This is a genomic window from Virgibacillus xinjiangensis (assembly GCF_042643145.1).
Classification (GTDB): Bacteria; Bacillota; Bacilli; order Bacillales; family Amphibacillaceae; genus Virgibacillus_O; species Virgibacillus_O xinjiangensis.
The window spans coordinates 97063-120469 of record NZ_JBHRSA010000049.1 but is presented as its reverse complement, the minus strand read 5'-3'; the positions used below and the strand labels follow the sequence as shown (position 1 = coordinate 120469).

The following is a 23407-nucleotide window of genomic DNA, read 5'->3' as shown; positions in this document are numbered from 1 at the left end:
ATAGTATATACAAAAATATACTTTTTTGAAACAAAAAGTACTTGTTTCGACAGATAATTTGTTTTTCAAAATTGGTTGTGATAACTTTACTTTGTAACGTACCCTTTTTTAGGAGGAATAAACATGAGTGTGCATATAGGTGCAGAAAAAGGTGCTATTGCTGATAAAATTTTACTTCCAGGCGATCCGCTTCGTGCGAAGTTCATTGCAGAGAACTTCCTGGAAGATGTCACCCAGTATAATGAAGTTCGAGGTATGTTGGGCTTTACCGGCTCCTACAAAGGTGAACGAATTTCCGTACAAGGAACAGGGATGGGAGTCCCTTCGATTTCCATCTATGTCAATGAATTGATTCAGAGTTATGATGTACAGAAATTGATCCGTGTGGGAACCTGTGGTGCCATCCAAGAAGATGTGAAGATACGGGATGTCATTCTTGCGCAAGGATCTACCACTGATTCACAGATAAACCGTATGATTTTCAACGGTATTGATTACGCCCCGATCGCCGACTTCGAATTATTGAAAAACGCTTATGATACAGGCATTGAAAAAGGGCTGAACCTTCGCGTAGGAAATGTCTTCACTAGCGATACTTTCTACAGGGATAATGCCAAGGAGATAAACGAGCTGCTTGCCAAATATAAAGTATTGGCAGTAGAAATGGAAACCTCAGCGTTGTATACCTTGGCAGCAAAATACGGACGTCAGGCTCTCTCCGTTCTCACCGTATCCGACCATATACTCACTGGTGAAGAGACTACTGCTGAGGAACGCCAAACCACTTTTAATGAAATGATGGAAATTGCGCTCGATGCTGCAATAAAGTAAAGTATCATATGGTCCCCCCCTTCTGCTTAACTATAAGTTGAAGGGGGTATATTGTTTATATAAAAGGTTCCTCCCTCCCCCCTTGACCTTTTACCCATTCATATCTACGCAGGGTTTTCCGTGGCTTTTCCTCCATTCGGTATGTTAGAATGAGCCTAATTAAGAGAACCACGGGTTAGTATTCAACAGGGAGTACAAGATTATTGGAAGGATGTCTGCAGGCTTATGGAATTATTTTCAAGTTTCCCGATCATGGCTGCATTGACTGCCATTATTTTTGCTCAAGTAATAAAAATTCCGATCAAACTATTGGTCGCCAGAGAATTTAATTTGAGTCTGGCTTTCAGCACTGGTGGAATGCCTAGCAGCCATTCCGCTGCAGTGGCAGCATTAACCACTGGAATCGGAATTGTGGAAGGAGTATCCTCCAGCGTCTTTGCGGTAGCCTTCGTCTTCAGTATTATTACCATGTATGATGCTTCTGGTGTCCGCAGACATGCAGGAGAGCAGGCAATCGTCATCAATCAATTGATAAAGGACTTCCAATATTTTGTAGACGGTGCGAAAGACTGGAATAGGAAAGAAGAATATGAAAAAAGGGAAGAACTGAAGGAACTGCTGGGACACCAGCCGATCGAAGTCTTTTTTGGCGGATTAACCGGTGTCGCCCTTGCATTTCTGCTCTATCCTCTCTTTTGAAGATAAAGAAGGATAGGAATACTTTTTTTCGCAAATAAAAATTGGAAAGAGGTATGCGAATAAACCTGCACACCTCTTTCCAATTTTTATATACTGCCAAGTAGACATAACTTCTCCTACTTAAGGATCTCCTGCCTGAAAACCTGCATGGACTCATTTTCATTTAGTGATGCGAGTGCTGCTTCACTTAAAGCGCCTTTCCCCATTTCAACAATATAAACATCCAGTTCCTGTTTCCCCCACTGATTATAAACATCTTCCACTGTCGGATAGTAAAGGTCGATCTTGTTCCCTGTAATCGCACTTCCTTTATCTGCGACCACGCCATAGCCATAATCGGGTATATATAGAATGGTGCCAAGAGGATAAACATCTAAATCAGCTGCAATGGTAGAATAGAGGTCTCTCCGTACTTCTACTCCGGAATAGGTAATACCATAATTTGGATGTTCTTTCGTCTTACTGGTTGATTCTACGCCGGCAGTATAACCGGTCGCAACTACCCGGGCTGTTGGATATTGCTCTAAGTTCAATGCCTCTTCCAAACTGGCACCGTCTATCCCTTCCTCTTGCAAGACAGGAAGGTTCAACTGCTTCTCCTTGACGGCAGTTTCTCTTTTCTCTGCTTCATATGGAGGGACCGTTGATATGTGCCGCATGCTCTCTTTTTTCCATCCTCCTGCTTCCATAATCGAGATATTTGAGATAGAGGATATGGTTGAAAAGAATGCAAGCAGAAACAGCAGTAGCATTCCTGACCTGCGAAAGAATTTTCTTATTGTCATGAATAACACCTCTCTGGATGTCATCCTTTCCAACATGAAAGAAAGTTATTCACAGGGGATGGTTTAGAACATTTGATAGCCACTCTTTCTCAAGAATTTAATGACAAACCCCGAAACGATGGTACCTGCAAAACCTGATAGTAATATAATGACATCCATCGGCATTATACTGGCAAACCTATCAGCAAGAGTGGAAAAAGCTTCTTTTGTATCAGTAAAATACATCAGTGTGGATATATCATCGACAATCATGATGACAATCAACGGATAAATAAAAGCCATCAGCCATTTCGTTCGCAACAGCATATTTAAAATGAACGCAATCCCGAAAAATATGACAAAATATAATAGTATAGACATTAATAATTGAATAATCAATTAGTTCCCCCCCATGCTCTCTGATATACAACCTTCATTCTATAATACAGCTTGTTAGCAGAGCAAGCCGCATGTCCAGATGGATAATATACGAAAAGCAAGGGATCTTGATGATTCCCTTGCTTTAGTAGAAAAAGTTGAATTTGCCCTTTTTCATTAACAGGCTCACGCCTCCTAGTTTTAATAAGTAACGGTTTTCACTCAGTCTCTTAGCTGCTGTCGCTTTCCAACCCCGAAGTTGATAACGATGAAAAACCGTAGCAACTGCGTCGTTATTACCTAATGAAGCAATAGTTCCCAAGGGGGTTGGTTTGAAGTCTTTCAATTCCCCACCATGAATCAAACTCCTTACGTTATGGGCAACTATTGAAGATTGTTGGATAGCGATCTGTGCTGTCGGAGGATATGGTGTACCTGTATCGGGATTACGGATCAATGCACAGTCTCCCATGACGAAAATCTCATCATATTCAGGAGCCCGCATGTCCTTCCGTACTTCCACTTTTCCATGAATGGTCTCCAGACCGGCTTTCTCAACAATGGAGTTTGCTTTTACACCTGCTGCCCATACAGTGGTCATCGTTGGCACTTCTTCTTCCTTGCCATCCTTCTCATATATGATGCGATCTGGCCTGCACTCTTTCACTACCGCACCAGTAATAAACTCCACACCGCGGGCTTCAAGAGAATTGGTTGCATATTCTATCAGTTGTTGATCAAAATTCGGCAAAATGGAAGGTGTGGCTTCCAGGTTGATCATCCGAACCTGCGATTTCTCTATATCATATTCCTCACAAAGTCGGGGAATCCGATTTGCCAGCTCTCCTATGTATTCAATTCCAGTGAAACCACCACCACCCACCACAATATTCAATCGTGCTGAATTCTTCTCCCGTTCATTATGGTATAAAGCAAAATTGTACTCCAAGTGTTCTCGAAGCAATCTCGCACTATTGATATCACTAATGGTAAACGCATGTTCTTCCAATCCGGGAATCCCGAAAGTTGCAGCTTCAAATCCGAGCGCGACCACTAAAATATCATAGCCTATCTCTTGCCTTTCCAGTTTCACCGTTTTTTTCTCCGGCTTTATGCAGAGGACTCTGTCCTTGATGAAGTTTACTTTATCCAGGTCAATTACATCTTTTATATCAACACGTGACCGATCATGATGTAATGTGCCTGCAGCATTTTCATGAAGCCATGTTGCCTGGTAATGGTAGTCATTGATATTGACCAAGGTGATTTCGGCTTCGTGTCCCCGCAGCATCTTTTGTAACTTTTTGGTTGTCATGATCCCGCCATAGCCAGCTCCTAGGATCACTATATTTTTCTTTTTATGCATATCTCACCACTTCCGGTTGCTATTTCTCGAGGTTCCATATAAGTAATCCATATAATTCAATAGAAAAGTAGATTTTGTCCAGCCTTCCCGGACAGCTTCTTCGTCTGTTTAATATAAAAATAATCTTTTTGTTACAGAACTGTAAAGCCAGACTTAATCATACCTTCTCTGCCTGCTTATTTCAAGCGCTATACATAGATTGGAAAATATATCCATCCCATCTAAGGGATGTCTAAATTTATCGCCAGGATGTAGGAAAGATACAATTGGCAGCCTATTTGTGATAGTATGGAAATGGTTTATGATTTTAAAGAAATGGGGTTTTTACCATGACAGAAAAAGTATATGACATAACCATAATAGGTGCTGGCCCTGTTGGACTATTCACTGCTTTTTACGGAGGTATGCGCCAAGCAAGTGTAAAAATTCTCGAGAGTCTGCCACATACGGGCGGGCAGCTGTCGGCCCTTTATCCAGAAAAATATATATATGATGTTGCTGGTTTTCCGAAGGTTCGCGCACAAGAACTTGTTGACAATCTGGAGGAACAGGCATACATGTTTGACCCGGAAATCGTATTGGAACAGGCTGTTCAAAAGGTAGAACGCTTGGAGGATGATATACTCAAACTCACCACCGATAAGGACATACATTACACGAAGACAGTGATTATTACAGCAGGAAACGGAGCTTTTCAACCTCGGCGTCTCAATGTGGGTAATAGTGAGGATTATGAAGGAGTCAATCTTCATTATCATGTTAAGGATATGAATCAGTATAAGGATCAGAATGTCGTCCTTCTAGGCGGTGGCGATTCTGCAGTGGATTGGGCGCTCATGCTGGAGCCAATTGCCAAAAGTGTCACATTGGTCCATCGTCGGGAGAAATTCCGTGCTCACGAACATAGCGTCGATAAACTGATGAATTCCTCGGTAGAAATTTTGACGCCATTTGTTCCATCCGCCATTATAGCAGATAATAAAATTGAACGAATTGTACTGGATGAAGTGAAAGGCGACGCCCAAAAAGAATTGGAAGTCGATACTCTGCTTTGCAATTATGGCTTTGTTTCCACACTTGGCCCCATAAAGGATTGGGGATTAGAGATTGAAAAGAACAGCATCGTCGTTAATTCGAAAATGGAAACGAACATCCCAGGAATCTACGCAGCAGGCGACATATGTACCTATGACGGTAAAGTAAAGCTGATTGCTACCGGCTTTGGTGAAGGACCGACCGCAATCAACAACGCCAAAAATTATATGGACCCGAAAGCCCGTATACAGCCGAAACATTCTACTGCAATGTTTTCATAAAATGTTATAACAGAACACTGGAGCAGGGTGCAATCTCCCCTGCTCCGTCTTTATGTGTCGGAAATAGCAGAGAGTGCTTCCTTGTCCAACAATTTGATCTTTCTCTGACCTTTTTGTTCGATCCAACCATTCATTTGAAATTGAGACAACCTCCTGCTGATGGTCTCTTGGGTGGTTCCCAAATGGGATGCCAGGTCTTTTTTGCTCATTGGCAGCACGACAACTTCTTTACCTTCTGCCAACTCCAGGAGATAGTTGGCTGTCCGTGCCTCTGCATCTTTCGCACTCAGCTGCCCGACAAGTTTCTCTGTCTGGTCCAATCTGTTGCTGAATTGTTCCAGAATTTTTATCGCAATAGATGGATAATCACTCATTAAACGCTGCATATCATGCTTGTGGATCATGCAGATATTTGTATGTTCCATCGCCTGCGCATAACTATCTAGCTTCTGGTCGGTAAACAGAGCCAGCTCCCCCATGAATTCCCCCGGCTCCAATATTCTCAGCAGTTGTTCCTTCCCAGAAGGAAACAACTGAAATATTTTCACTCTACCTTTATGAACGATATAGAGAGATTCCAGCGGCTCACCATCTCTGAAAATGGTTTCCCCTTTCTTATAATCCCGGTGACTGCTCTGCTGGACAATTTTCATCATTTCATCCATTGCCAAGTGGTTGAAAAAAGGAACCTTGGCAACACATAATTCCTTGCTATCCTTTTGGCAGTATTCGCTCATTCCTCTCACCTGCTTCCATAATATCTCCAGTTATAACAAAAAAAGCCGGGAAGCCAAAAGCATCCCGACCTTATCAAAACTTAGCAATCTCCCGGTGTACCAACCTTATCCTTGGTCCGGAAAGAGGATCCACAGCCACACGATACGATAGCGTTCGGATTATCTATGCTAAATCCTCCACCCATCATATTTTGCTTGAAATCGATGGTTGTTCCCTCAATAATAGGAATATCCTGGTTGTTGAGGACAACAGGTATATCATTGATCTCCTGCACACTGTCAAGTTCTTCATTCACTTCATATTCAAATCCCAGAGAATAGGACAAACCGCTGCATCCTCCGCCTTTAATTCCAAACCGCAGAATCGCACCTTCCGATTCTTCCTTCATCATCTCTTTGATTCGGTCTCTGGCATTATCTGTCAGGTTAATAACCATATCCTTGAGCCTCCTCATTGGCGAAAGGTTTAATATACCTTAAGTATACAACCCCCATCCTAACTATTCAACCTTTTGCGTTTGGTGAAAGTAATAGGTTCCAGCAGCAATGACCTCTGCACCACCAGTCATCCAGACTTCTCCGTTCACATCCCATCGGATGACCAAGTCTCCGCCCAACAGATGAACGGTAATGTCATCATTCAGCTCTGCATGGTCATTCAAAATAGCAGCAACTGCTGCGGCACAAGCACCAGTCCCACAAGCCTGGGTGATTCCAGAACCTCGCTCCCATACCCGGAAATTCAGCTCCTGTGGAGATATTACTTCGACGAATTCCACATTCACACTATCAGGAAAACGTTGGTCTTTTTCTATCAAAGGACCCATCTGTTCCACTGGAGCATCCTCAATGGCTTCTACAAAAAAGACAGCATGAGGGTTGCCCATAGATACAGCTGTCACTTTCCATTCTCCCTGGTTTATAGGAAAAGGTTCGGCAACTACTTCCGGGTCATCATGTCCCATCATAGGGATTTCCGACCGGCGTAGGAGGGGTTTGCCCATATTGATGGTCACTTGTCCGTCTGATTTCACTTCTGCCTCAACAATATTCGCTTTCGTTTCAATATTGAACCGTTCACTGGACGTATATCCTTGCTCATAAGCATATTTTGCTGTGCATCGTAATCCATTACCACATGTGTTGCCTTCGGATCCATCTTTATTGAAAATTCTCATTCCCACTTCCGACCGTTCACTTGGCTGGATGAGGATCAACCCATCTGCTCCAACACCTGTATGAATGTCCGACACACTTTTAGCAAGAAGCGGTAAGATCTCTTCAGCCAACGTATATTGGAACAAGTCTATATATATATAATTATTGCCTAAGCCATGCATCTTAGTAAATGGTATCTCCATCTCGAGCCCTTCTTTCGTTTGTTCTAAAGGGGTGTTATCCCCTGCTGATCCAGTTCCCGGTAAATTGGTTTGAGCCTTGGTACTCCTTCTGCCACTATCTTATCATTCACCATGACCAATGGATAGAAATATTCATCGTCCAGTATTTTTTCAGCATAAATTCTATGCATTTCTACATTAGGAGGATCCTCTATATCAATATATTCATACTCCAATTGTTCATTTTCGTATTTCCTCGCGATGGCAGCCTGCAACCATTCATATGTATCCTTTGAACCTGGTGCGCCGACACAGCTGGCACAAATCTCTTCTGCTCCATATACAGTAATTCTGACTTTCTTCAGACCCATTGTCAGCCCTCCTTTATTATCATTTTACAAAATCCTTAAAGAAAGATAAAATGATAGTGACCCATATATAGAAAAGGAATTTTCAGATAGATTTTTGAAGATGAACCAAGTATAATGAAAGTATGAAAGGAGAAGATGGATAATGCAGGAACAAGTACAGGAAGTATTGAACAAATTACGTCCATTTTTACTTCGTGACGGTGGAGACGTGGAGTTAGTCGATGTGGATGAAGATGGCATTGTGCTTCTTCGTCTGATGGGAGCATGCGGTAACTGCCCAAGCTCAACCATCACTTTGAAAGCAGGAATTGAACGCGCACTGATGGCTGAAGTTCCAGGCGTTACTGAAATCGAGCAGGTATTCTAAACATATAAATAATAGTAGAGCAGACAGGCGGCCGGCACTGTCTGCTTTTTTTGTCTTATGGTTCCCTTCATTATGCTTGAGTAACTGGCGTTTTAGCGCTCTCGCCACCCAACACTGCTGTCAGATTCTCCAGACATAGTTCGATCATCTGGCCACGTGTTTCCAGACTCGCAGACCCTATGTGAGGAAGACATATACAGTTCTCGAGTGCCACTAGGGGATGCTTGTTATCAATGGGCTCGTTGGTGAACACATCCAATCCTGCTGCACTGATCTCTTTCTGTTTAAGCGCCCTCTCCAAAGCAGCCTCATCCACTACAGCCCCTCTGGAAACATTAATAAAAATCGAAGTTTCCTTCATATACTTGAAAGCCCTTTCATCAAACAACTTGGTGGTTTCTTCCGTAAGAGGTACGACCGACACAACATAGTCTGCCTCTTGCAGCAGCTGCTCAAATCCCCTGTATTCTGCGGGCAGTTTTTCTTCTACGTCCTGTTTCCGGGTCCTATTATGATAAATAACGTCCATATCAAATCCTTTGGCCCTTCTCGCAATCGCTTCTCCAATTCTGCCCATACCTACGATACCAATGGTTTTATGATGGATATCCGACCCTGCGAGCAGGAAAGGCGACCAATTTTTCCATTGGTTTTCTTTGACAAAGTCACTTGCCTCTAGTACCTTCCTTGCCGTGGCCATCAACAATGCAAAAGCTAAGTCGGCGGTCGTATCTGTCAGTACATCTGGAGTATTGGTTACGGTAATGCCACGCTTTTTTGCTTCAATGATGTCGATATTGTCATAACCCACTGCCAAATTAGAAACAACTTTCAGTTGCGAAGCATGTGCCAACAGCTCCCCGTCGATCCTATCGCTGACCATGGATAGTAAACCATCAGCATGTTGGGCTCGTTCAAGCAGAACCTCCCTTGGAACCGGTTCCTCTTCTTTCTCCCAGCATTCAAAATGAAACCGATCCTGATATGGTTCCAAGTAGCTGTCTGGAATTCTTCTAGTAACGTAAATCAGCGGCTCAGCCATCCCTCCGAGTCTCCCTTCCATTATATGCTACAGCCAGTGTAACACAGGAATCTGTTCGGACTCATGATCGATGCCGGCATAATTGAAAAAATTCTTCACTCCATATTCATATTGTGTTTGTTTATCCATCAGATCCATCCATTCCTGATAGAGAAGATCATCATCATTTCGTCGAAAGCTTTTTTCGAGCCAATCAAATATATGCACAGGAAAAATCAGCCGTGCATATACTAAACGCCAGCCGAATATTGATATAGGTCTTGCTGAATGGTAGTCATTTAAAAAGGAAATCATTTCATCCTTACTGGAACCGTTCAGCATCATCCCTCTGATATTTTCCGCCAAATCACGTGCTGGGTGGTCGTATAAAAAGTCTTCCATCCATATAAAGGAACCTCTTAGCTGGTTCCGATATCTCCGGAAGGTAATGACGCCCTGATCCATTTGGTGGAACCTCTTATCTTGTTCTGTCTCATAAACATATTGAATGGCATTTTCACTGAGCCCCACGATATAAGGCAGACAGTCCATTAAATATTGATAAAACCGTGTAGATTTCTTTCTTGCATCGCTCTCTATTTTCTGTTCAAACATCGTCAGTTTATCTATCCATAACTGCTGCCATTTTCCATAACTCGAAGCAAAATGAGGCTCATATGGATACCCAGTCCCGGACTCATGAAATTCAGCCAGCTGTATCCCTTCAGGAATCACCGGTTCTTGTGTTGGAAGAGGTTTTGTACGCAACACTAGGTATGTTTCCCCCTGATAGTCGGTATACCAATTGCCATGCACATTCGGTATAGGAACCGTCGTCTGCGGGTAATTCCGTTCTTCCATATAGTAAGCAATTGAAGCCTGTTCCATATGAATCATTTCCTTGTTGTCGGCAGGGATGGTAAAATATACATAGCCATCCATCACATAGCCATCTCTCCCACCATCCAACCTGACCTTCTCCTCTGTCCTGACAGCATAATCGGATGCGAGCAGCTCTCTTAATGGCAAGGAAATCCCTCCAATTATTTTATGATTAGTTTATGAGACGAAAAGGGAATACTTAACCAAAATACCAATTTAAAGAAAAGGTGATACTGTGGAAAATAATACTAGGCAAAGCGAATTAGAAATCAAAGCCAGACAACTTCTCACCGAAAGAGGTGTGGAATTGGATGATATTGCAGAGCTAGTCTACTACCTCCAGTCAAAATATCATGACGATCTTACAATGGATGAATGCCGACATAACGTAGATCGTGTACTTACGAAGAGAGAGGTGCAAAATGCGATCTTGACCGGCATCCAGCTTGATGTAATGGCTGAAAAAAAGATGCTTGACCAACCGCTTCAAAAAACAATCGATACAGATGAAGGTCTTTATGGTGTAGATGAAATCATTGCGCTTTCCATTGTAAATGTTTATGGTTCTATCGGATTTACGAATTACGGATATATCGATAAGCAAAAACCCGGCATCTTGAAAAAGTTGAATGATAAGTCCAGTGGAGAGGTGCACACATTCCTGGATGATATTGTCGGAGCCATAGCGGCAGCTGCTTCCTCCCGGCTGGCGCACAGTGAATCGGCCAATGAGGAATCGGTCGATGACTGATATGCCTTCTTCGGACCAAAAATAAGGAGAGCCTTTTCAGGCTCTCCTTAAATGTTATCCATCCATTCTTTAAGATTATGGACATAATATGTCGGTGGCTCTGGCAGTCCTTCCAGCTTTTCAAAGGGGGTAACTCCCGTAAATACCATCAACGTATCGATTTGTGCATTAATTCCTGCTTGTATATCTGTCAGGTAATTATCCCCAACCATCAATGCCTCTTCCCTGGAAAGTCCGATCATCTCCAGCGCTTCTTCCATGATGACAGACTCGGGCTTACCGATAAATACAGGATCTACACCCGTACTGACAGATACTACGGAAGTAAGGGATCCATTTCCCGGAAGCATCCCTCTTTCTGTCGGTATGGAAACATCACTGTTAGTGGAGATGAATTCCGCTCCATTGCGGACATTCAAACATGCCTTTGCAAATTTTTCATAGGTCACCTGTCTGTCTATCCCTACGATTACAAAATCACAATCCTCATCATCAGCAACGGTCAACCCCTCATTTTTCAAGGCCTGCATAATACCTTCTTCCCCGATCACATAACACCTTGCATTCGGTTTTTTCTCCCGAATATACTTGGCAGTGGCCAAGCTCGTCGTTATGACATTATCCGGTGTGGATTTTATACCGAACTGGTTAAGTTTTCGGGATACCTTATCTTGTGTTGCTGACGAATTATTGGTGACGAATAGATACGGTATACTTTTCTTGTGGAGGCCATCGACAAATTCCTTGGCCCCGTCGATTGGATCTTTGCCTAAATACATCGTTCCATCCAAATCAATCAAGTAACCTTTATATTTCTTCATTTCCGGCTTCACTCCTTGCTGTGAAAAACATTATTCATTGGTGAAAGCGTTGGCTACCCCGAGTTCACTATTCAAGTATTCTCTAATGCGCTTACTGAACTGCTCGAGCGAGTTCATATTTTTATGTACAGTATCCTGCAGGAAGGTATGGTCAACTGCCGTATATTCATTCACCAGTATCTTTCTCAATCGGATGACTTCCTTATAATTTCCTTCTTCTTCAGTAGGAAGTACTTTTTCATCGACCAGTATATCTATGATATCATCATAACTCCCAGGGTCTCGCATAATAAATCCGTCAATCATCATGTTTCCGACATCAAGCGTTGATTCAATCAATACATGAACCATGCGTTCCAATGCAAACTTGTCGTAGCTTGTGCTGAACTTTCCTTTTCGGATGCCATCAAGCACCCCTTCCATATATGTAAGTATTTCCTCAATCTTCCCCCTGTCAACAAAATACATGTCCATTCCCTCCAGAATTGTACTTTCCTACATCATACCATATTCCTTATATATTGGATAACTGGCGCTACACTGTGCCAGGGGCCAACCCCTATTTCTGTCAAAAGCTCGCCCAGATTCTCATAGCATTGCCATTTTAGGAAACCCTAAGAATGAAATGGAGGGGTAACATGCCGAAAAAGCATAATAAAAAATACTCTGATTTTACAACGGTAGACAAAGTGAGGAATGAAATCATCCCGGAAGAGTTTCCAGAGGGTCCCTTTGGCTCCGCACTACAAGAAGATAAGGCAGTGGAGGGGAAATCGACGCCTTGGGGGGAAGGGCAGCATCGGTCCAGTGCTTACACTTATCCAAGCGAAGAACTGCATGATGACCTGCCAAGACAAACACCGGGCGCCCACCCGCTGCATGATGAGGAAGGCAATATGTCGCAAAAAGAGTAGCAGTCCTCTATGTCTGCTACTCTTTTTCACCTGTCCACTTTTTTAAGCACAAAGTACGCACAGCCAAAATTGCAATACTCATAAAGGTAATCATCCAGTGTACTGATTCGGGAGTCAAGTGGTGCCTTCGTATTTCGATCTGTATAAAATCCTTTTAAACGCAGCTGTTCATAACCCCAGTCCCCGACAATGAAGTCGTATTTGGCTAAAATTTCCGAATAGCGGTCATTGAGGGCAGTCTCGTCAAACCCATTTTTCTCATTCTCGATCAGCTCATATGTTTTACCATGCAATTCAATCAAGCCTGGTCACCCCCATCATCTTTTTTTTAGTGTATCACACCCCAGGCGTATGTTACCACGATATAATCATGAATGATTTCCCTCCCCTTCGACAAACTAATATGGAGATATGAACAGTGTTAGGAGGATGAAACTTGAAAAAACAACTGCTTTTCATAAGTATTCTTACCCTTGTATTTTTGGGTGCATGTGCCCCGGAGAACAATGACCCAGGGACAGATGAACAGGAAGAAATCGCAGATGAACTGGACCCAAATACTCAGATGGAGGAGAACGCTGACCCAGAAATGGACGAAAGGCTTGGGTATGTCCATTACCAACGGGATGAAATAGAGAATAATGAAGAGGCTAACCGCGATATGGAGATTAATCGGCCACAAATGGCAGATATGATCACCAGAACCATCCTGCAAAGCGAAGGATTTGAACAAGCGGCTACATTGGTCACCGATGAAGAGGTACTGATAGCCTATGAGAAAAACGAAAAGCTCAATGATGACGAGGCTGCAAATACAGCAGCAAAAACAGCGGAATCCGTCATGCCAGGGTATTTTAAGATACACGTTTCCGATAACATTGGATTGATCGATGAGATCCAAAGCTTGCACAACTCTACAACACAGAATCAAAACTTTGACAACACCATCAATCAAATTATTCAAGAAATGGAAAAACCTCAATAACCAGCTTATTAAATCAATACAAGGAGGTGACATTGTTGATCCCGAAATGCATAAAGGTCCTCAGTATATTGTTGCTCCTTATCCTTTCCATTCCATCCCTCGCTACTGCGGAGAGCGATGAGGAAAATGCTGAGGAACTTCACAAAAGAAGAATGGCATTGTTCAAAAAAACAGAGACATTGACGCAAATACCATGGTATTACCTTGCAGCGATTGATAACTATGAACGAAACATGCAAGACAGTAATGAAGAAGAAAAAATCGTTTCCATCTCCCTGAAGCCCGAAGTCTGGTTTGGTGCAGGTAACATCGCTTCTTTACAGGAAGAAGCGTTTATCAACCTGTTTAATGGTAAGGGCTTAGACGGCAACGGTGATGGGAAAGCAAATCCCCAGGAACCTGAAGATATGCTGTATACGATGGCTAATATCCTTCTCGAAGAAGGTCCGACAAGAGACGACATCAAAATCGCCCTATGGAAGCATTATAAACGGGATCTGACCGTTCAGACGATCATGAATACAGCAAAGGTTTTCAAGACTTTCCAGAAGATACGTTTAACCGACCGTGACTTCCCTGTAGCGACCGAGTATAACTACAGCTATAATAATACATGGGGGGACAGACGAGGTTTTGGCGGTTTGCGTATTCATGAAGGTACGGATATCTTTGCGGATTATGGCACGCCCGTTAAATCGACTACGTATGGAGTAGTAGAGATGATGGGATGGAATCTTTATGGCGGTTGGAGAATCGGCATTAGGGATATTTACAACATCTATCATTATTATGCCCATATGAGCGGCTATGAAGAAGACCTTGAGGTAGGACAGGTTGTCAAGCCGGGGGATGTTCTTGGCAGTGTTGGATCAACAGGATACGGACCACCAGGCACATCTGGGAAATTCCCTCCCCATCTCCATTATGGAATGTATAAAGATAATGGAAAGAAGGAATGGTCGTTTGACCCTTATCCCTTCCTGAAGAAATGGGAAAGGATGGCAAAAGATAAATAGAACAGGAAAGAGCCTTTACCCTGAAGTAAAGGCTCTTTTGCGAGTTGTCCCGTTATTGCGTATCTTTTCCCTTTTTAACAGCATAGCCGATGCTTCCAGCCAATCCTCCCCATATGATGACCATACCGATAATCATTACGCTGATAGCTCCAGCACTCATATTATTTGACCTCCCTTGATTCGTTTTCTTGATAGGCATTTTCTGTTGTAGTTCTCCATCGAGTAGCAGACATAAGGAAGCCGATAATTAATGCTGCAGCCGCCACTGCCCATCCGGTAAATAAGATGAATGTATCACTATAACCTCCATAGTTTCCTGTTTCTGTCTCGAACCGCTGCAGGAGGTTTTGAGAGAACAAACCAAACATCATGTAGCCTAGAACAATTGGCGTGATGATCGTCAAACTAATCGTCCACCAGGAACCTAAACGGACATCCGATACTCCGTTGGCATGAGTTTGCAGATCTTTAAGACTGCGCAGGAACCAAGCAATAGCGATTACTTCAACCAAACCTGCAAGGGCTACACCAAACTGATTAATGAAATAGTCTACCGAATCGAGGAAGTTCAAGCCTCCCTGTGTTGCATACAATAAGGAAATAAGTGCTGCTAGTCCCCCGCCATATAAGACAGCCTTCCCTCTGGAAATGTTGAATTTATCGACAAGGCCGGAGATATATGTTTCCGATATGGACATAAGGGACGATAGCCCTGCCAAGACAAGTGAAGCAAAAAACAGGAATCCGAACAGTTCATTCATTGCAGGAAACTCATTGATGATGGCAGGAAAGACAACGAATGCCAACCCTACGCCACCGGCAACCACTTCATCTACCGCTACATTGGATTCCATGGCCATAAACCCAAGGATACCGAATACACCAATACCGGCCAACAGCTCAAAACTAGAGTTGCCGAACCCGACGATGAAGGCGTTATTCGTGATATCCGATTTCTTCGGCAGATAGCTGGAATAGGTGATCATAATGGCAAATGCGATGGATAAGCTAAAGAAAATCTGGCCATAGGCAGCTATCCAAACATCGGGTGACATGATCTGTGAAAAATCTGGTGCAAAAAATGCTTCCAGCCCGTCTACTGCTCCAGGAAGTGTAACAGCCCGCAATACAATAATAAGAAATATTAGTACTAATAACGGAATGAATATCCTGTTGGCAATTTCAATGCCTTTCTTTACACCTTTGAACAGGATGCCGAGCACCACAACCCAGACAATGATCAACGGAATGAGAACACCAGGAACAAATCCACCAACCTCGCCCGGTGCTGCTAAATTAAGATAATTGTTGAACAAAAACCCTTCCGTATCAGACCCCCAATTCAAATTGAATGAGAAGACCGAATAGGAAATAGCCCACGCGATGATGACGGAATAATACGTGGAAATCACAAAAGCAATCAGTACACCCCACCATCCGATCCACTCCGTCTTTTTATTCAATCTGCTGAAAGTCATCGGTGAGGACCCCCGGTATTTATGACCCATGGTAAACTCCATGATCAAAATAGGGATGCCGGCTGTAAGCAAAGCAAACAAGTACGGTATGAAAAAAGCTCCGCCACCGTTTTCATAAGCAACCGATGGAAATCTCCAGATATTCCCCAAGCCAACCGCAGAACCAACTGCTGCAAGGATGAATCCCGCCCTTGTCCCCCATTGTGAACGTGTATTCATTGTAGACCTCCCCCTCTGATTTTCCCGGTGCTATCATTAATCTATGCCTGATCTCACCTGGAAATGTTTAAATATTTTTATCTTTTAGATTTTAATAGTATTATAACGGTACTTTTATCCTATGTCAAAATAATAATTAAATTTTCCCAATTTTTGAGAAAGAAAAACACGTTCCTTCCATTTGCTTAAAGAAGGAACGTGTCATTTTATTTTTTACGCATGTAGATTAAGGATGCAATCAAGATAACCAGCCCTGCTGTCAACAGTAGGGAAAGCCATGCTTGGCTTGTCAATCCCAGCAATAGATAACCCGCGCCCGCTGCACCAGCGGCAATTCCGGCGTATGGAAGCTGGGTAATGACATGATCGATATGATTGGACCCTGCACCGGTGGACGAGAGGATGGTTGTGTCTGAAATAGGTGTGCAATGGTCCCCGAATACGGCTCCCGCCAGGACGGCGGCCAATGCTGGGAGCAGCATATGAATATCCGTGGTTACAGCTACCTCAGCTGCAATCGGCAGCATAATCCCGAATGTCCCCCAGGAAGTACCTGTGCCCACAGCCATCAATCCGGCTATCAAAAAGAAGATAAACGGAAGCATTGACCCACTCACATTCGCATCACTGACGACCTGTGCAAGGTATTCTCCGGTCTCGAGCGTACCTATAATCGATCCTATCATCCAGGCGAGAACCAGGATATAGATGGCAGGCAGCATGGTTTTGATACCTTCTGATAGGATTCTCCCCGTATTAGCCCGCGGTGCTTCCTGCATGAAATGCAGAATAAGACCAGTCATAACAGCTGCTGTACCACCAAGGAACAGGGAAAGATTGACATCCGTATTGGCAAACACAGCAAGGATATCAACTTCTCGCTCAGATGCCTGTGCTCCGGTCACAACCATAGCGGTAACCGTTACAACAATCAATACAATAATCGGTGCAAGCAAATGATAGACCTTGCCGGCTTGGTGTGGTTCAAAGGTATCACCCAAGTCGCCTGGTACGTTATCCTGGTCCGGGTTCAACAGTTGTCCTTCCTCTACAGCCCGTCGTTCATGCTTATGCATTGCTCCAAGATTCAACTGGAAATAGGCGGTTAAAAATACTAGAAGGAGAGCTGCCACTGCATATAGGTTGAGTGGCACCATCTGTAGAAAAGCAGAAAGAGGCTGATAGTCCGTTACCTCATTGGCAGCAAATAGTCCACCCAATATACCTATGATATAGGCACCCCAACTGGAAATCGGTGATATGACGGTAATTGGCGCTGATGTAGAATCAATGAAATATGCCAGCTTGGCTCGTGACACTCGGTGTCTATCCGTAATTGGCCGTGCGATTTGGCCCACAGCCAATGCATTGAAATAATCATCAATAAATATAATAAGTCCCAGTACTGGAGTCATCAGCTGGGCACCTTTCCTAGTCTTGATCCGGGCCATCATCCAATCCCCGAATGCGCGGCTACCACCGGAAGCTTGTAGAAGTGCGGTCATCATCCCCAGAAACAGCAGGAATGTGATCAACAGAATATTGCCTGTATTAATTGCTCCGTCCACTATAAAAATCGTATAGAACACATACCATATTTCTTCTATTGCACTCAGAATGGAAAACTCATGAATCATCAGAGCTCCTGCAACAATACCCACTCCGAGGGAGATGAGCACCTTCCTTGTAAGCAATACTAAAACCAGCATGATCACTGCCGGAATAATTGAAAAGATTGTTCCTTCCATCTTGTTACCTCCAAAAATGTATTTTCCTGTGCCTGAAAGATAACTAAAAGAAAACGGAAGAGATCGAAGACATCCTGTGACTTGCTGCCCTTAGGAAAAAAGGCACAAAAAAACAATGATAGAAAATAACCTATCATTGCACCACAATATACGTTATCCTCCATTTCGATCAGTAGTTCTCCATGCACAATTAAGCATGACAGTACATCCCTTCTTCAAAGATATACCAGCAATAATAAGGATGACCCTTACTATGCTTCGGCAAACAACCCTTCCAACAGCCATCTTCGTTGTCATCCTCCAGCTGTCTACTAATGTTCTCTGCACCTCTACCTCACCGATCTGATAAGGTTAAATTATTCAATTAACGATAATAATATACTAGATTTTCACTCATCCTGCAAGTCCTTTTTTGGAACGGCTATGGAGGGGCCGGAACCATTCCCGCCATAAAAATCCGGAACGTCCCCCATAATCGCTCCACTATCAATATATATTTCCGTCTGGACTGTCTTCACTTCTGTAGTGAATGGGATGACGATCTGTACATCTGCTTCCACATTCACATAAAGGGAAACCCACACCCCATTGATACCAAACTCTTCTTCTTCCCGTACTATATTGGTGCGTACACTTCCTACCAATTCCATGTTGACCGGTACGGTGGGCCCCAGATTAGCTAGCACTGTATTGCCCGTCACCTGGCCCAGAGGGATCTCCACAAGTGTCGGGTCATGCTCTGCTCTGTCCTCCGCTCCTTCACTGTAATCATAAGGATCGTGCAGAGAATAATCATATGTAATCGGGTCGCCCCTGTTTACATGCATAAAGAACTCTTCCACCCTGTCGGTGGCAACACGGTTGATTTCACTGACTACCGCCGAATTCCATCTATAGGTTGCTACGTTCCCTTCCTCATCGTAGGTGGCCTGCAATACTTCATCATAGTTGTAGCTTTCCGCAAATCTTACAGCCGAGTTGATTGCGCGGGTTGCGAATTCATCTGTTTTTATTTCCGCAATCTCCATTAATGTCGGTTCAATCCCTTCATCGATCAGCCAAATACTGAGAAAGACAAAAGCAGCGAAAAATACCGTAGTTATTAGGAACAAATTTTTCCTTGGAGGCGGTGAAAAACTCTTTTTGAAGCCCATTCTCCTTCTCAATGTCAACCCTCCTTACTATACGTTATGCTTGTATATAGAGGGGTAGACTTCTAATTATCAATTTGGAAGGCAGTATGGAAGCCAGTTTATATAAAAAAAATGTCTTCCAGAGTGGAAGACATTCAAGAGATTTTCAACAAGGCTTCTTTTCCAGTCATACCAGGCTCCCAGCCATATTCTTTGGAAGCATCTGTGATTTTTTCCAGGGGCGCATGAAGCAATTCTTCAATGGTTCTTACTCCGACTGCCCTTCCGGCAATGACGTTTCTTTTTCTCAACTTTTCATTTTCATTGAAGATATCCACGTCCAATGCTGCACACATAATATAACCGATGTCATTGGAAATCATGAGCAGATTGGTTTTAGGCAATTCAACTCGAATAGCTGTGAAAATCATCCCGTCAACCTCTAATGGATTCACTGTGATCATATCTGAAATGCCTCCTTCTTGATGACACTATATGTGTATGCATGGAGACATCAAAGTGTCACGCCTAAGAACCATACTCCTTCCGAAGAGTAACTGCCAATAGATCCCTGAGAAATTCCGGCAGAAAATAATCTTTTCTTTCCGATTTGGCAACCTCAGGGAGGAGCCTGCCAAATGTGAAGGTGTCAGCTGTCGCCACCTTGTATGTCCTATCCATATCCAACACTTCGCCGTTCTTCATCACTCTTTTGACATATTCGTCACCATCCGGACGGAAGCCGGTTTCAACCTTGAGTCCTGAGAAAATCATTCTCCCCAGGACTTCTCCCCGAAAGCCGAATCCTTTCAGTTTCAATTCCATAAAATCCTTCGTCAGTGAGGCACGGATGACTTCCAGTAATTCATCACCCTTAAGTTCCACTACCACCGGATTGATTGGATGCGGACAAATACGATGTATATCATGATAGGTTATATTTCCAGACGGAAAGTGATCCAAAAGCAGGCCAGCATTCAACATGGCAACATCTGCCTGTGTCCAATCCTTTACAGTTTCAGTCAACTGCTGCATCAATGGAGTATGGCCAAACCAGCTGATTTCTATCGGGTGCTGAATGTTCACTACGTTTTCCCCCATTATCTTCTCCGCGTGATCATGAAGTTCCAGCAGCTTTTGCTCTGTCTGCAGATCCTTGGCTACCTTTGTTATGTCCGTCGTATAGGCTTCCTTTTCTACAAGTTTTTTCTCCTGATGGTCCCATGTTAAGATGACCTCTCCAGCATAGGCACAGTGCTTGCCAGCTGCAGTGATCAATGTGTTGTTCACATGTTCACCATAGCGGAGCAGATGATGAGTGTGTCCGCCAATAATAACATCAATTTCCGGATGACGTCTTGCGATCTCCTGATCTTCATTCAAACCGAGATGGGAGAGAAGAATGATGATATCGGCAGATTCCTTCATCTCCTTGATGTACTCTTCCAATGCCGTATACTGTGAAGAAATATGCCAGCCCAACAATTCGTAGAAAGCATTGAATGGAGCTGTCAGGCCAATCATACCTATGTTGACACCGTTGAAGGAGGTTAGTGTAGTAATTGGCTTGAGCCAATCTGGAACACGATGATCCAAACTGTGCAGATTCGCACACACCACTTCGAATTCTGCGTGGTCATATAAATGGAATAAGTCATCATGTGCCAATGTAATCCCTTCATTATTACCGATGGTCGCCAAGTCATATCCCGCATCATTCAGGAGGCCTACATTCGCCTGCCCCATAAAGGCTTCTGCAATGGGGTGAACCCTGTCCACATGGTCACCTATATCGACCAACCAACAAGATTCTCCTGCTTCCAGCCTTTTTTCTTTAGCTTCTTTAAGATATCCTGCTGCTTTGGCCCATTGATCAAAATTACTATGTAGATCATTTGTATAATAGAAATATAATTTTTCCCGCATATGGCATACTCCTTACGAGACACCTTGAAGGATCATACGTATACCGATGACAATCAACAATAAACGAAGAATCCATTCCAGTGTCCTTCCATGTAATCTCTGATTCAAAGATGCACCCAACCTTCCACCAATCCAGGCTCCCGGTATAAAAAAGACTGCATACTGCCACATAATATGCCCGAGAGCAATATGAGTACCAGCACCGATCATACTTTGAAAAAGAATCATGAACATCGATGTAGCAGTAGCCAGATGTGCCGGAAGCCCAAAGATAAGAATCATCGCAGGAACCATGATGGATCCCCCTCCAATCCCGAACAAACCGGAGACGGTACCTACAAACAGAGATAGTAAAAAGGCTGGCCAGAATGTAACTTTATACTGGTATGTCCTCCCATCCAGCCAAAATGTACGGACTCCCCGCCCTTTGTTGGATGTTCTGCTGAGTGTTGCTCTCCGGAATAGGAAAAGAAGGGAAATGATAATCATCAAGATCCCGAAAAATAATAGGAACTGGTCCGTCTCAATAAATTGGTTCAACCAAGCTCCAAGGATTCCGCCAGGGATACTGCCCGACAAGAGCAGCAAACCCGTCCTAACATCAACTCTTCCTTTTTTGTAATAGGAAAGTGCAGAGGACAGAGCCGTGAACACCATAGCAACCAACGACATGCCGACAATAACCTGTGGTGTCGCCCAACTGAACGCTTCCATATATCCACTGAGAATCAATAGGCTGGGCACAAATATAATACCCCCGCCAAGACCAGCCAAACTTCCTACAAAAGATGTCATTAATCCAATGATCAAGCATATTACAAAAACCAAGGTCTACCACTTCAATTCTATGTAGTCTCTACTTATCTTAGCATTATTTTACTATAATTCCCATAATCACGGATAAAAAGAAAAAGCCCGCCTAAGCGGACTTTTCTGCAGTTGTTTATCCAATTGAACCTTCCATTTCGAATTTGATCAGGCGGTTCATTTCTACGGCATATTCCATTGGCAGTTCCTTTGTGAACGGCTCAATGAATCCCATCACGATCATTTCGGTTGCTTCTTCCTCACTTAAGCCTCTGCTCATCAGATAGAATAGCTGTTCTTCCGAAACCTTCGACACCTTCGCCTCATGCTCCAGCGAAATATTGTCGTTATAGATTTCATTATACGGAATCGTATCGGAAGTCGATTCATTATCCATAATCAAGGTATCACATTCGATATTCGAACGAGAACCGGATGCTTTACGTCCAAAATGAACCAAACCACGATAAGAAACTTTCCCGCCTTGTTTAGAGATGGACTTGGAGACAATGGAAGAATGCGTGTTTGGCGCCAGGTGATGCATTTTCGCACCTGCATCTTGTAATTGTCCTTTTCCTGCTAGCGCAATGGAAAGAGTATGACCCCTTGCACCTTCTCCCCTAAGCAGTACAGCAGGGTATTTCATGGTCAACTTGGAACCAATATTCCCATCAATCCACTCCATGGTTGCATTAGCATCACAGACTGCACGTTTAGTCACAAGGTTATAGACATTGTTGGCCCAGTTCTGGATAGTTGTATAACGGCAATATGCGTCTTTCTTCACAATAATTTCAACTACAGCACTATGCAGGGAATTGGTCGTATAGACTGGTGCAGTACAACCCTCTACATAATGCACAGAAGCTCCTTCATCCACAACGATCAGGGTACGCTCAAATTGCCCCATATTTTCGGAATTAATCCGGAAATAAGCCTGTAATGGTGTTGAGGTCTCTACCCCTTTCGGCACATAGATGAACGACCCACCAGACCATACCGCAGAATTAAGGGCTGCGAACTTATTGTCTGAATATGGAATGACTTTTCCGAAGTGCTCACGGAAGAGATCTTCATTTTCTTTTAATGCTGTGTCTGTATCTTTAAACACAATACCCAGATCTTCCAGGTCTTCCTTCAGGCTGTGGTAGACTACTTCAGATTCATATTGCGCGGATACCCCAGCCAGATACTTCTGCTCTGCTTCCGGAATCCCAAGTTTGTCGAAAGTCTGCTTGATTTCGTCAGGCACTTCGTCCCAAGACTTCCCTTGCCTTTCGGATGGTTTGACATAATAGACGATTTCGTCAAAATCCAAGCCTGTCAAATCCCCGCCCCATTGAGGCATTGGGCGCTCGTAGAAATGCTCCAAAGCTTTAAGGCGATATTCCAACATCCATTCAGGTTCTTCTTTCAACCTGGATATCTCTTCAACTACTGTTTGTGTCAAACCGCGTTCTGTTCGGAAAACGGAAACGTCTTTGTCAGAAAACCCATATTTATACTCATCAATTTCCGGCATTTCTTTTGCCATTCA

General features: G+C 43.4%; 28 protein-coding genes and 1 riboswitch. Of the genes, 8 read left to right on the top strand and 20 right to left on the bottom strand.

Going from position 1 to position 23407, the window contains the following annotated elements:
* Positions 1 to 123: 123 nt before the first annotated feature.
* Positions 124 to 831 carry a purine-nucleoside phosphorylase gene (gene deoD / locus ACFOGI_RS14255; RefSeq protein ID WP_390273937.1) on the top strand — a complete coding sequence of 236 codons (708 nt, stop codon included), beginning with the start codon at positions 124 to 126 and terminating at the stop codon, positions 829 to 831.
* Between the two features lie 225 nt (positions 832 to 1056).
* Complete coding sequence (locus ACFOGI_RS14250; protein ID WP_390273935.1) at positions 1057 to 1530, top strand: divergent PAP2 family protein; 474 nt, start codon at positions 1057 to 1059, stop codon at positions 1528 to 1530.
* Between the two features lie 116 nt (positions 1531 to 1646).
* Here the strand turns inward: ACFOGI_RS14250 and ACFOGI_RS14245 are convergent, their stop codons facing one another.
* The 3 genes from ACFOGI_RS14245 to ACFOGI_RS14235 form a co-directional block, all read right to left on the bottom strand.
* On the bottom strand, positions 1647 to 2315 hold the full coding sequence (locus ACFOGI_RS14245; RefSeq protein ID WP_390273933.1) for a 3D domain-containing protein: 669 nt from the start codon (positions 2313 to 2315) through the stop codon (positions 1647 to 1649).
* Positions 2316 to 2378: 63 nt separating this feature from the next.
* Positions 2379 to 2690, bottom strand: coding sequence for a YuiB family protein (locus ACFOGI_RS14240; protein ID WP_390273998.1), 312 nt, complete (start codon positions 2688 to 2690; stop codon positions 2379 to 2381).
* Between the two features lie 127 nt (positions 2691 to 2817).
* Positions 2818 to 4038, bottom strand: coding sequence for an NAD(P)/FAD-dependent oxidoreductase (locus tag ACFOGI_RS14235; protein WP_390273931.1), 1221 nt, complete (start codon positions 4036 to 4038; stop codon positions 2818 to 2820).
* Positions 4039 to 4367: 329 nt separating this feature from the next.
* Here ACFOGI_RS14235 and ACFOGI_RS14230 point away from each other — a divergent pair, with 329 nt between their 5' ends.
* Positions 4368 to 5354 (top strand): NAD(P)/FAD-dependent oxidoreductase, encoded by a 987-nt coding sequence (locus tag ACFOGI_RS14230; protein WP_390273928.1) that lies wholly within the window; start codon positions 4368 to 4370, stop codon positions 5352 to 5354.
* A gap of 50 nt (positions 5355 to 5404) precedes the next feature.
* Here the strand turns inward: ACFOGI_RS14230 and ACFOGI_RS14225 are convergent, their stop codons facing one another.
* The 4 genes from ACFOGI_RS14225 to ACFOGI_RS14210 all read right to left on the bottom strand — a co-directional run bounded on the left by ACFOGI_RS14225 (position 5405) and on the right by ACFOGI_RS14210 (position 7802).
* Positions 5405 to 6091, bottom strand: coding sequence for a Crp/Fnr family transcriptional regulator (locus ACFOGI_RS14225; protein ID WP_390273926.1), 687 nt, complete (start codon positions 6089 to 6091; stop codon positions 5405 to 5407).
* Between the two features lie 80 nt (positions 6092 to 6171).
* Positions 6172 to 6528: a HesB/IscA family protein gene (locus ACFOGI_RS14220; protein WP_390273924.1), complete on the bottom strand. Its 357-nt coding sequence runs from the start codon at positions 6526 to 6528 to the stop codon at positions 6172 to 6174.
* A 63-nt stretch (positions 6529 to 6591) separates the two neighbouring features.
* Positions 6592 to 7452: a diaminopimelate epimerase gene (dapF, locus tag ACFOGI_RS14215; protein ID WP_390273922.1), complete on the bottom strand. Its 861-nt coding sequence runs from the start codon at positions 7450 to 7452 to the stop codon at positions 6592 to 6594.
* A 23-nt stretch (positions 7453 to 7475) separates the two neighbouring features.
* A complete protein-coding gene (locus ACFOGI_RS14210; RefSeq protein WP_390273919.1) occupies positions 7476 to 7802 on the bottom strand; it encodes a YuzD family protein in 327 nt (108 codons plus the stop codon).
* Between the two features lie 142 nt (positions 7803 to 7944).
* On the opposite strand from ACFOGI_RS14210, the gene ACFOGI_RS14205 reads away from it, so the two are divergent.
* On the top strand, positions 7945 to 8169 hold the full coding sequence (locus ACFOGI_RS14205) for a NifU family protein (RefSeq protein ID WP_390273917.1): 225 nt from the start codon (positions 7945 to 7947) through the stop codon (positions 8167 to 8169).
* A gap of 70 nt (positions 8170 to 8239) precedes the next feature.
* Here ACFOGI_RS14205 and ACFOGI_RS14200 read toward each other — a convergent pair whose 3' ends face one another.
* Positions 8240 to 9211 carry a 2-hydroxyacid dehydrogenase gene (locus ACFOGI_RS14200; RefSeq protein WP_390273914.1) on the bottom strand — a complete coding sequence of 324 codons (972 nt, stop codon included), beginning with the start codon at positions 9209 to 9211 and terminating at the stop codon, positions 8240 to 8242.
* 27 nt (positions 9212 to 9238) lie between these two features.
* Positions 9239 to 10219: a hypothetical protein gene (locus ACFOGI_RS14195; protein WP_390273911.1), complete on the bottom strand. Its 981-nt coding sequence runs from the start codon at positions 10217 to 10219 to the stop codon at positions 9239 to 9241.
* 88 nt (positions 10220 to 10307) lie between these two features.
* Between ACFOGI_RS14195 and ACFOGI_RS14190 the strand changes: the two genes are divergently transcribed.
* Positions 10308 to 10823 carry a phosphatidylglycerophosphatase A family protein gene (locus tag ACFOGI_RS14190; protein ID WP_390273908.1) on the top strand — a complete coding sequence of 172 codons (516 nt, stop codon included), beginning with the start codon at positions 10308 to 10310 and terminating at the stop codon, positions 10821 to 10823.
* A 47-nt stretch (positions 10824 to 10870) separates the two neighbouring features.
* Here the strand turns inward: ACFOGI_RS14190 and ACFOGI_RS14185 are convergent, their stop codons facing one another.
* Both ACFOGI_RS14185 and ACFOGI_RS14180 read right to left on the bottom strand, forming a co-directional pair.
* Positions 10871 to 11644 (bottom strand): TIGR01457 family HAD-type hydrolase, encoded by a 774-nt coding sequence (locus tag ACFOGI_RS14185; protein ID WP_390273905.1) that lies wholly within the window; start codon positions 11642 to 11644, stop codon positions 10871 to 10873.
* 30 nt (positions 11645 to 11674) lie between these two features.
* Entirely contained in the window at positions 11675 to 12112 is a 438-nt protein-coding gene (locus ACFOGI_RS14180; protein ID WP_390273903.1) for a DUF86 domain-containing protein, read from the bottom strand.
* Positions 12113 to 12282: 170 nt separating this feature from the next.
* Between ACFOGI_RS14180 and ACFOGI_RS14175 the strand changes: the two genes are divergently transcribed.
* Positions 12283 to 12558 (top strand): hypothetical protein, encoded by a 276-nt coding sequence (locus ACFOGI_RS14175; RefSeq protein ID WP_390273901.1) that lies wholly within the window; start codon positions 12283 to 12285, stop codon positions 12556 to 12558.
* Between the two features lie 26 nt (positions 12559 to 12584).
* Here the strand turns inward: ACFOGI_RS14175 and ACFOGI_RS14170 are convergent, their stop codons facing one another.
* A complete protein-coding gene (locus ACFOGI_RS14170; RefSeq protein WP_390273898.1) occupies positions 12585 to 12860 on the bottom strand; it encodes a YutD family protein in 276 nt (91 codons plus the stop codon).
* Positions 12861 to 12994: 134 nt separating this feature from the next.
* Here ACFOGI_RS14170 and ACFOGI_RS14165 point away from each other — a divergent pair, with 134 nt between their 5' ends.
* Both ACFOGI_RS14165 and ACFOGI_RS14160 read left to right on the top strand, forming a co-directional pair.
* Complete coding sequence (locus ACFOGI_RS14165) at positions 12995 to 13543, top strand: YhcN/YlaJ family sporulation lipoprotein (protein ID WP_390273896.1); 549 nt, start codon at positions 12995 to 12997, stop codon at positions 13541 to 13543.
* Positions 13544 to 13578: 35 nt separating this feature from the next.
* Positions 13579 to 14559 (top strand): M23 family metallopeptidase, encoded by a 981-nt coding sequence (locus ACFOGI_RS14160; RefSeq protein ID WP_390273894.1) that lies wholly within the window; start codon positions 13579 to 13581, stop codon positions 14557 to 14559.
* A 52-nt stretch (positions 14560 to 14611) separates the two neighbouring features.
* On the opposite strand, the gene ACFOGI_RS14155 is transcribed toward ACFOGI_RS14160, so the two are convergent.
* From ACFOGI_RS14155 to sufB, 8 genes are all read right to left on the bottom strand, one after another.
* Entirely contained in the window at positions 14612 to 14719 is a 108-nt protein-coding gene (locus ACFOGI_RS14155; RefSeq protein ID WP_390273892.1) for a methionine/alanine import family NSS transporter small subunit, read from the bottom strand.
* A gap of 1 nt (position 14720) precedes the next feature.
* Positions 14721 to 16256, bottom strand: coding sequence for a sodium-dependent transporter (locus ACFOGI_RS14150; RefSeq protein ID WP_390273889.1), 1536 nt, complete (start codon positions 16254 to 16256; stop codon positions 14721 to 14723).
* 206 nt (positions 16257 to 16462) lie between these two features.
* A complete protein-coding gene (locus tag ACFOGI_RS14145) occupies positions 16463 to 18004 on the bottom strand; it encodes a Na+/H+ antiporter NhaC family protein (protein WP_390273886.1) in 1542 nt (513 codons plus the stop codon).
* Positions 18005 to 18169: 165 nt separating this feature from the next.
* A riboswitch (Lysine riboswitch) is annotated at positions 18170 to 18344 on the bottom strand.
* A 49-nt stretch (positions 18345 to 18393) separates the two neighbouring features.
* Positions 18394 to 19170, bottom strand: coding sequence for a sporulation protein YunB (gene yunB, locus ACFOGI_RS14140; protein ID WP_390273883.1), 777 nt, complete (start codon positions 19168 to 19170; stop codon positions 18394 to 18396).
* A gap of 122 nt (positions 19171 to 19292) precedes the next feature.
* Complete coding sequence (locus ACFOGI_RS14135) at positions 19293 to 19601, bottom strand: YunC family protein (RefSeq protein WP_390273881.1); 309 nt, start codon at positions 19599 to 19601, stop codon at positions 19293 to 19295.
* Between the two features lie 64 nt (positions 19602 to 19665).
* Positions 19666 to 21063: a bifunctional metallophosphatase/5'-nucleotidase gene (locus tag ACFOGI_RS14130; RefSeq protein ID WP_390273879.1), complete on the bottom strand. Its 1398-nt coding sequence runs from the start codon at positions 21061 to 21063 to the stop codon at positions 19666 to 19668.
* A 12-nt stretch (positions 21064 to 21075) separates the two neighbouring features.
* Entirely contained in the window at positions 21076 to 21891 is an 816-nt protein-coding gene (locus ACFOGI_RS14125; RefSeq protein WP_390273877.1) for a sulfite exporter TauE/SafE family protein, read from the bottom strand.
* A 115-nt stretch (positions 21892 to 22006) separates the two neighbouring features.
* Positions 22007 to 23404 carry a Fe-S cluster assembly protein SufB gene (sufB, locus tag ACFOGI_RS14120; protein ID WP_390273875.1) on the bottom strand — a complete coding sequence of 466 codons (1398 nt, stop codon included), beginning with the start codon at positions 23402 to 23404 and terminating at the stop codon, positions 22007 to 22009.
* Between the last annotated feature and the right edge of the window lie 3 nt (positions 23405 to 23407).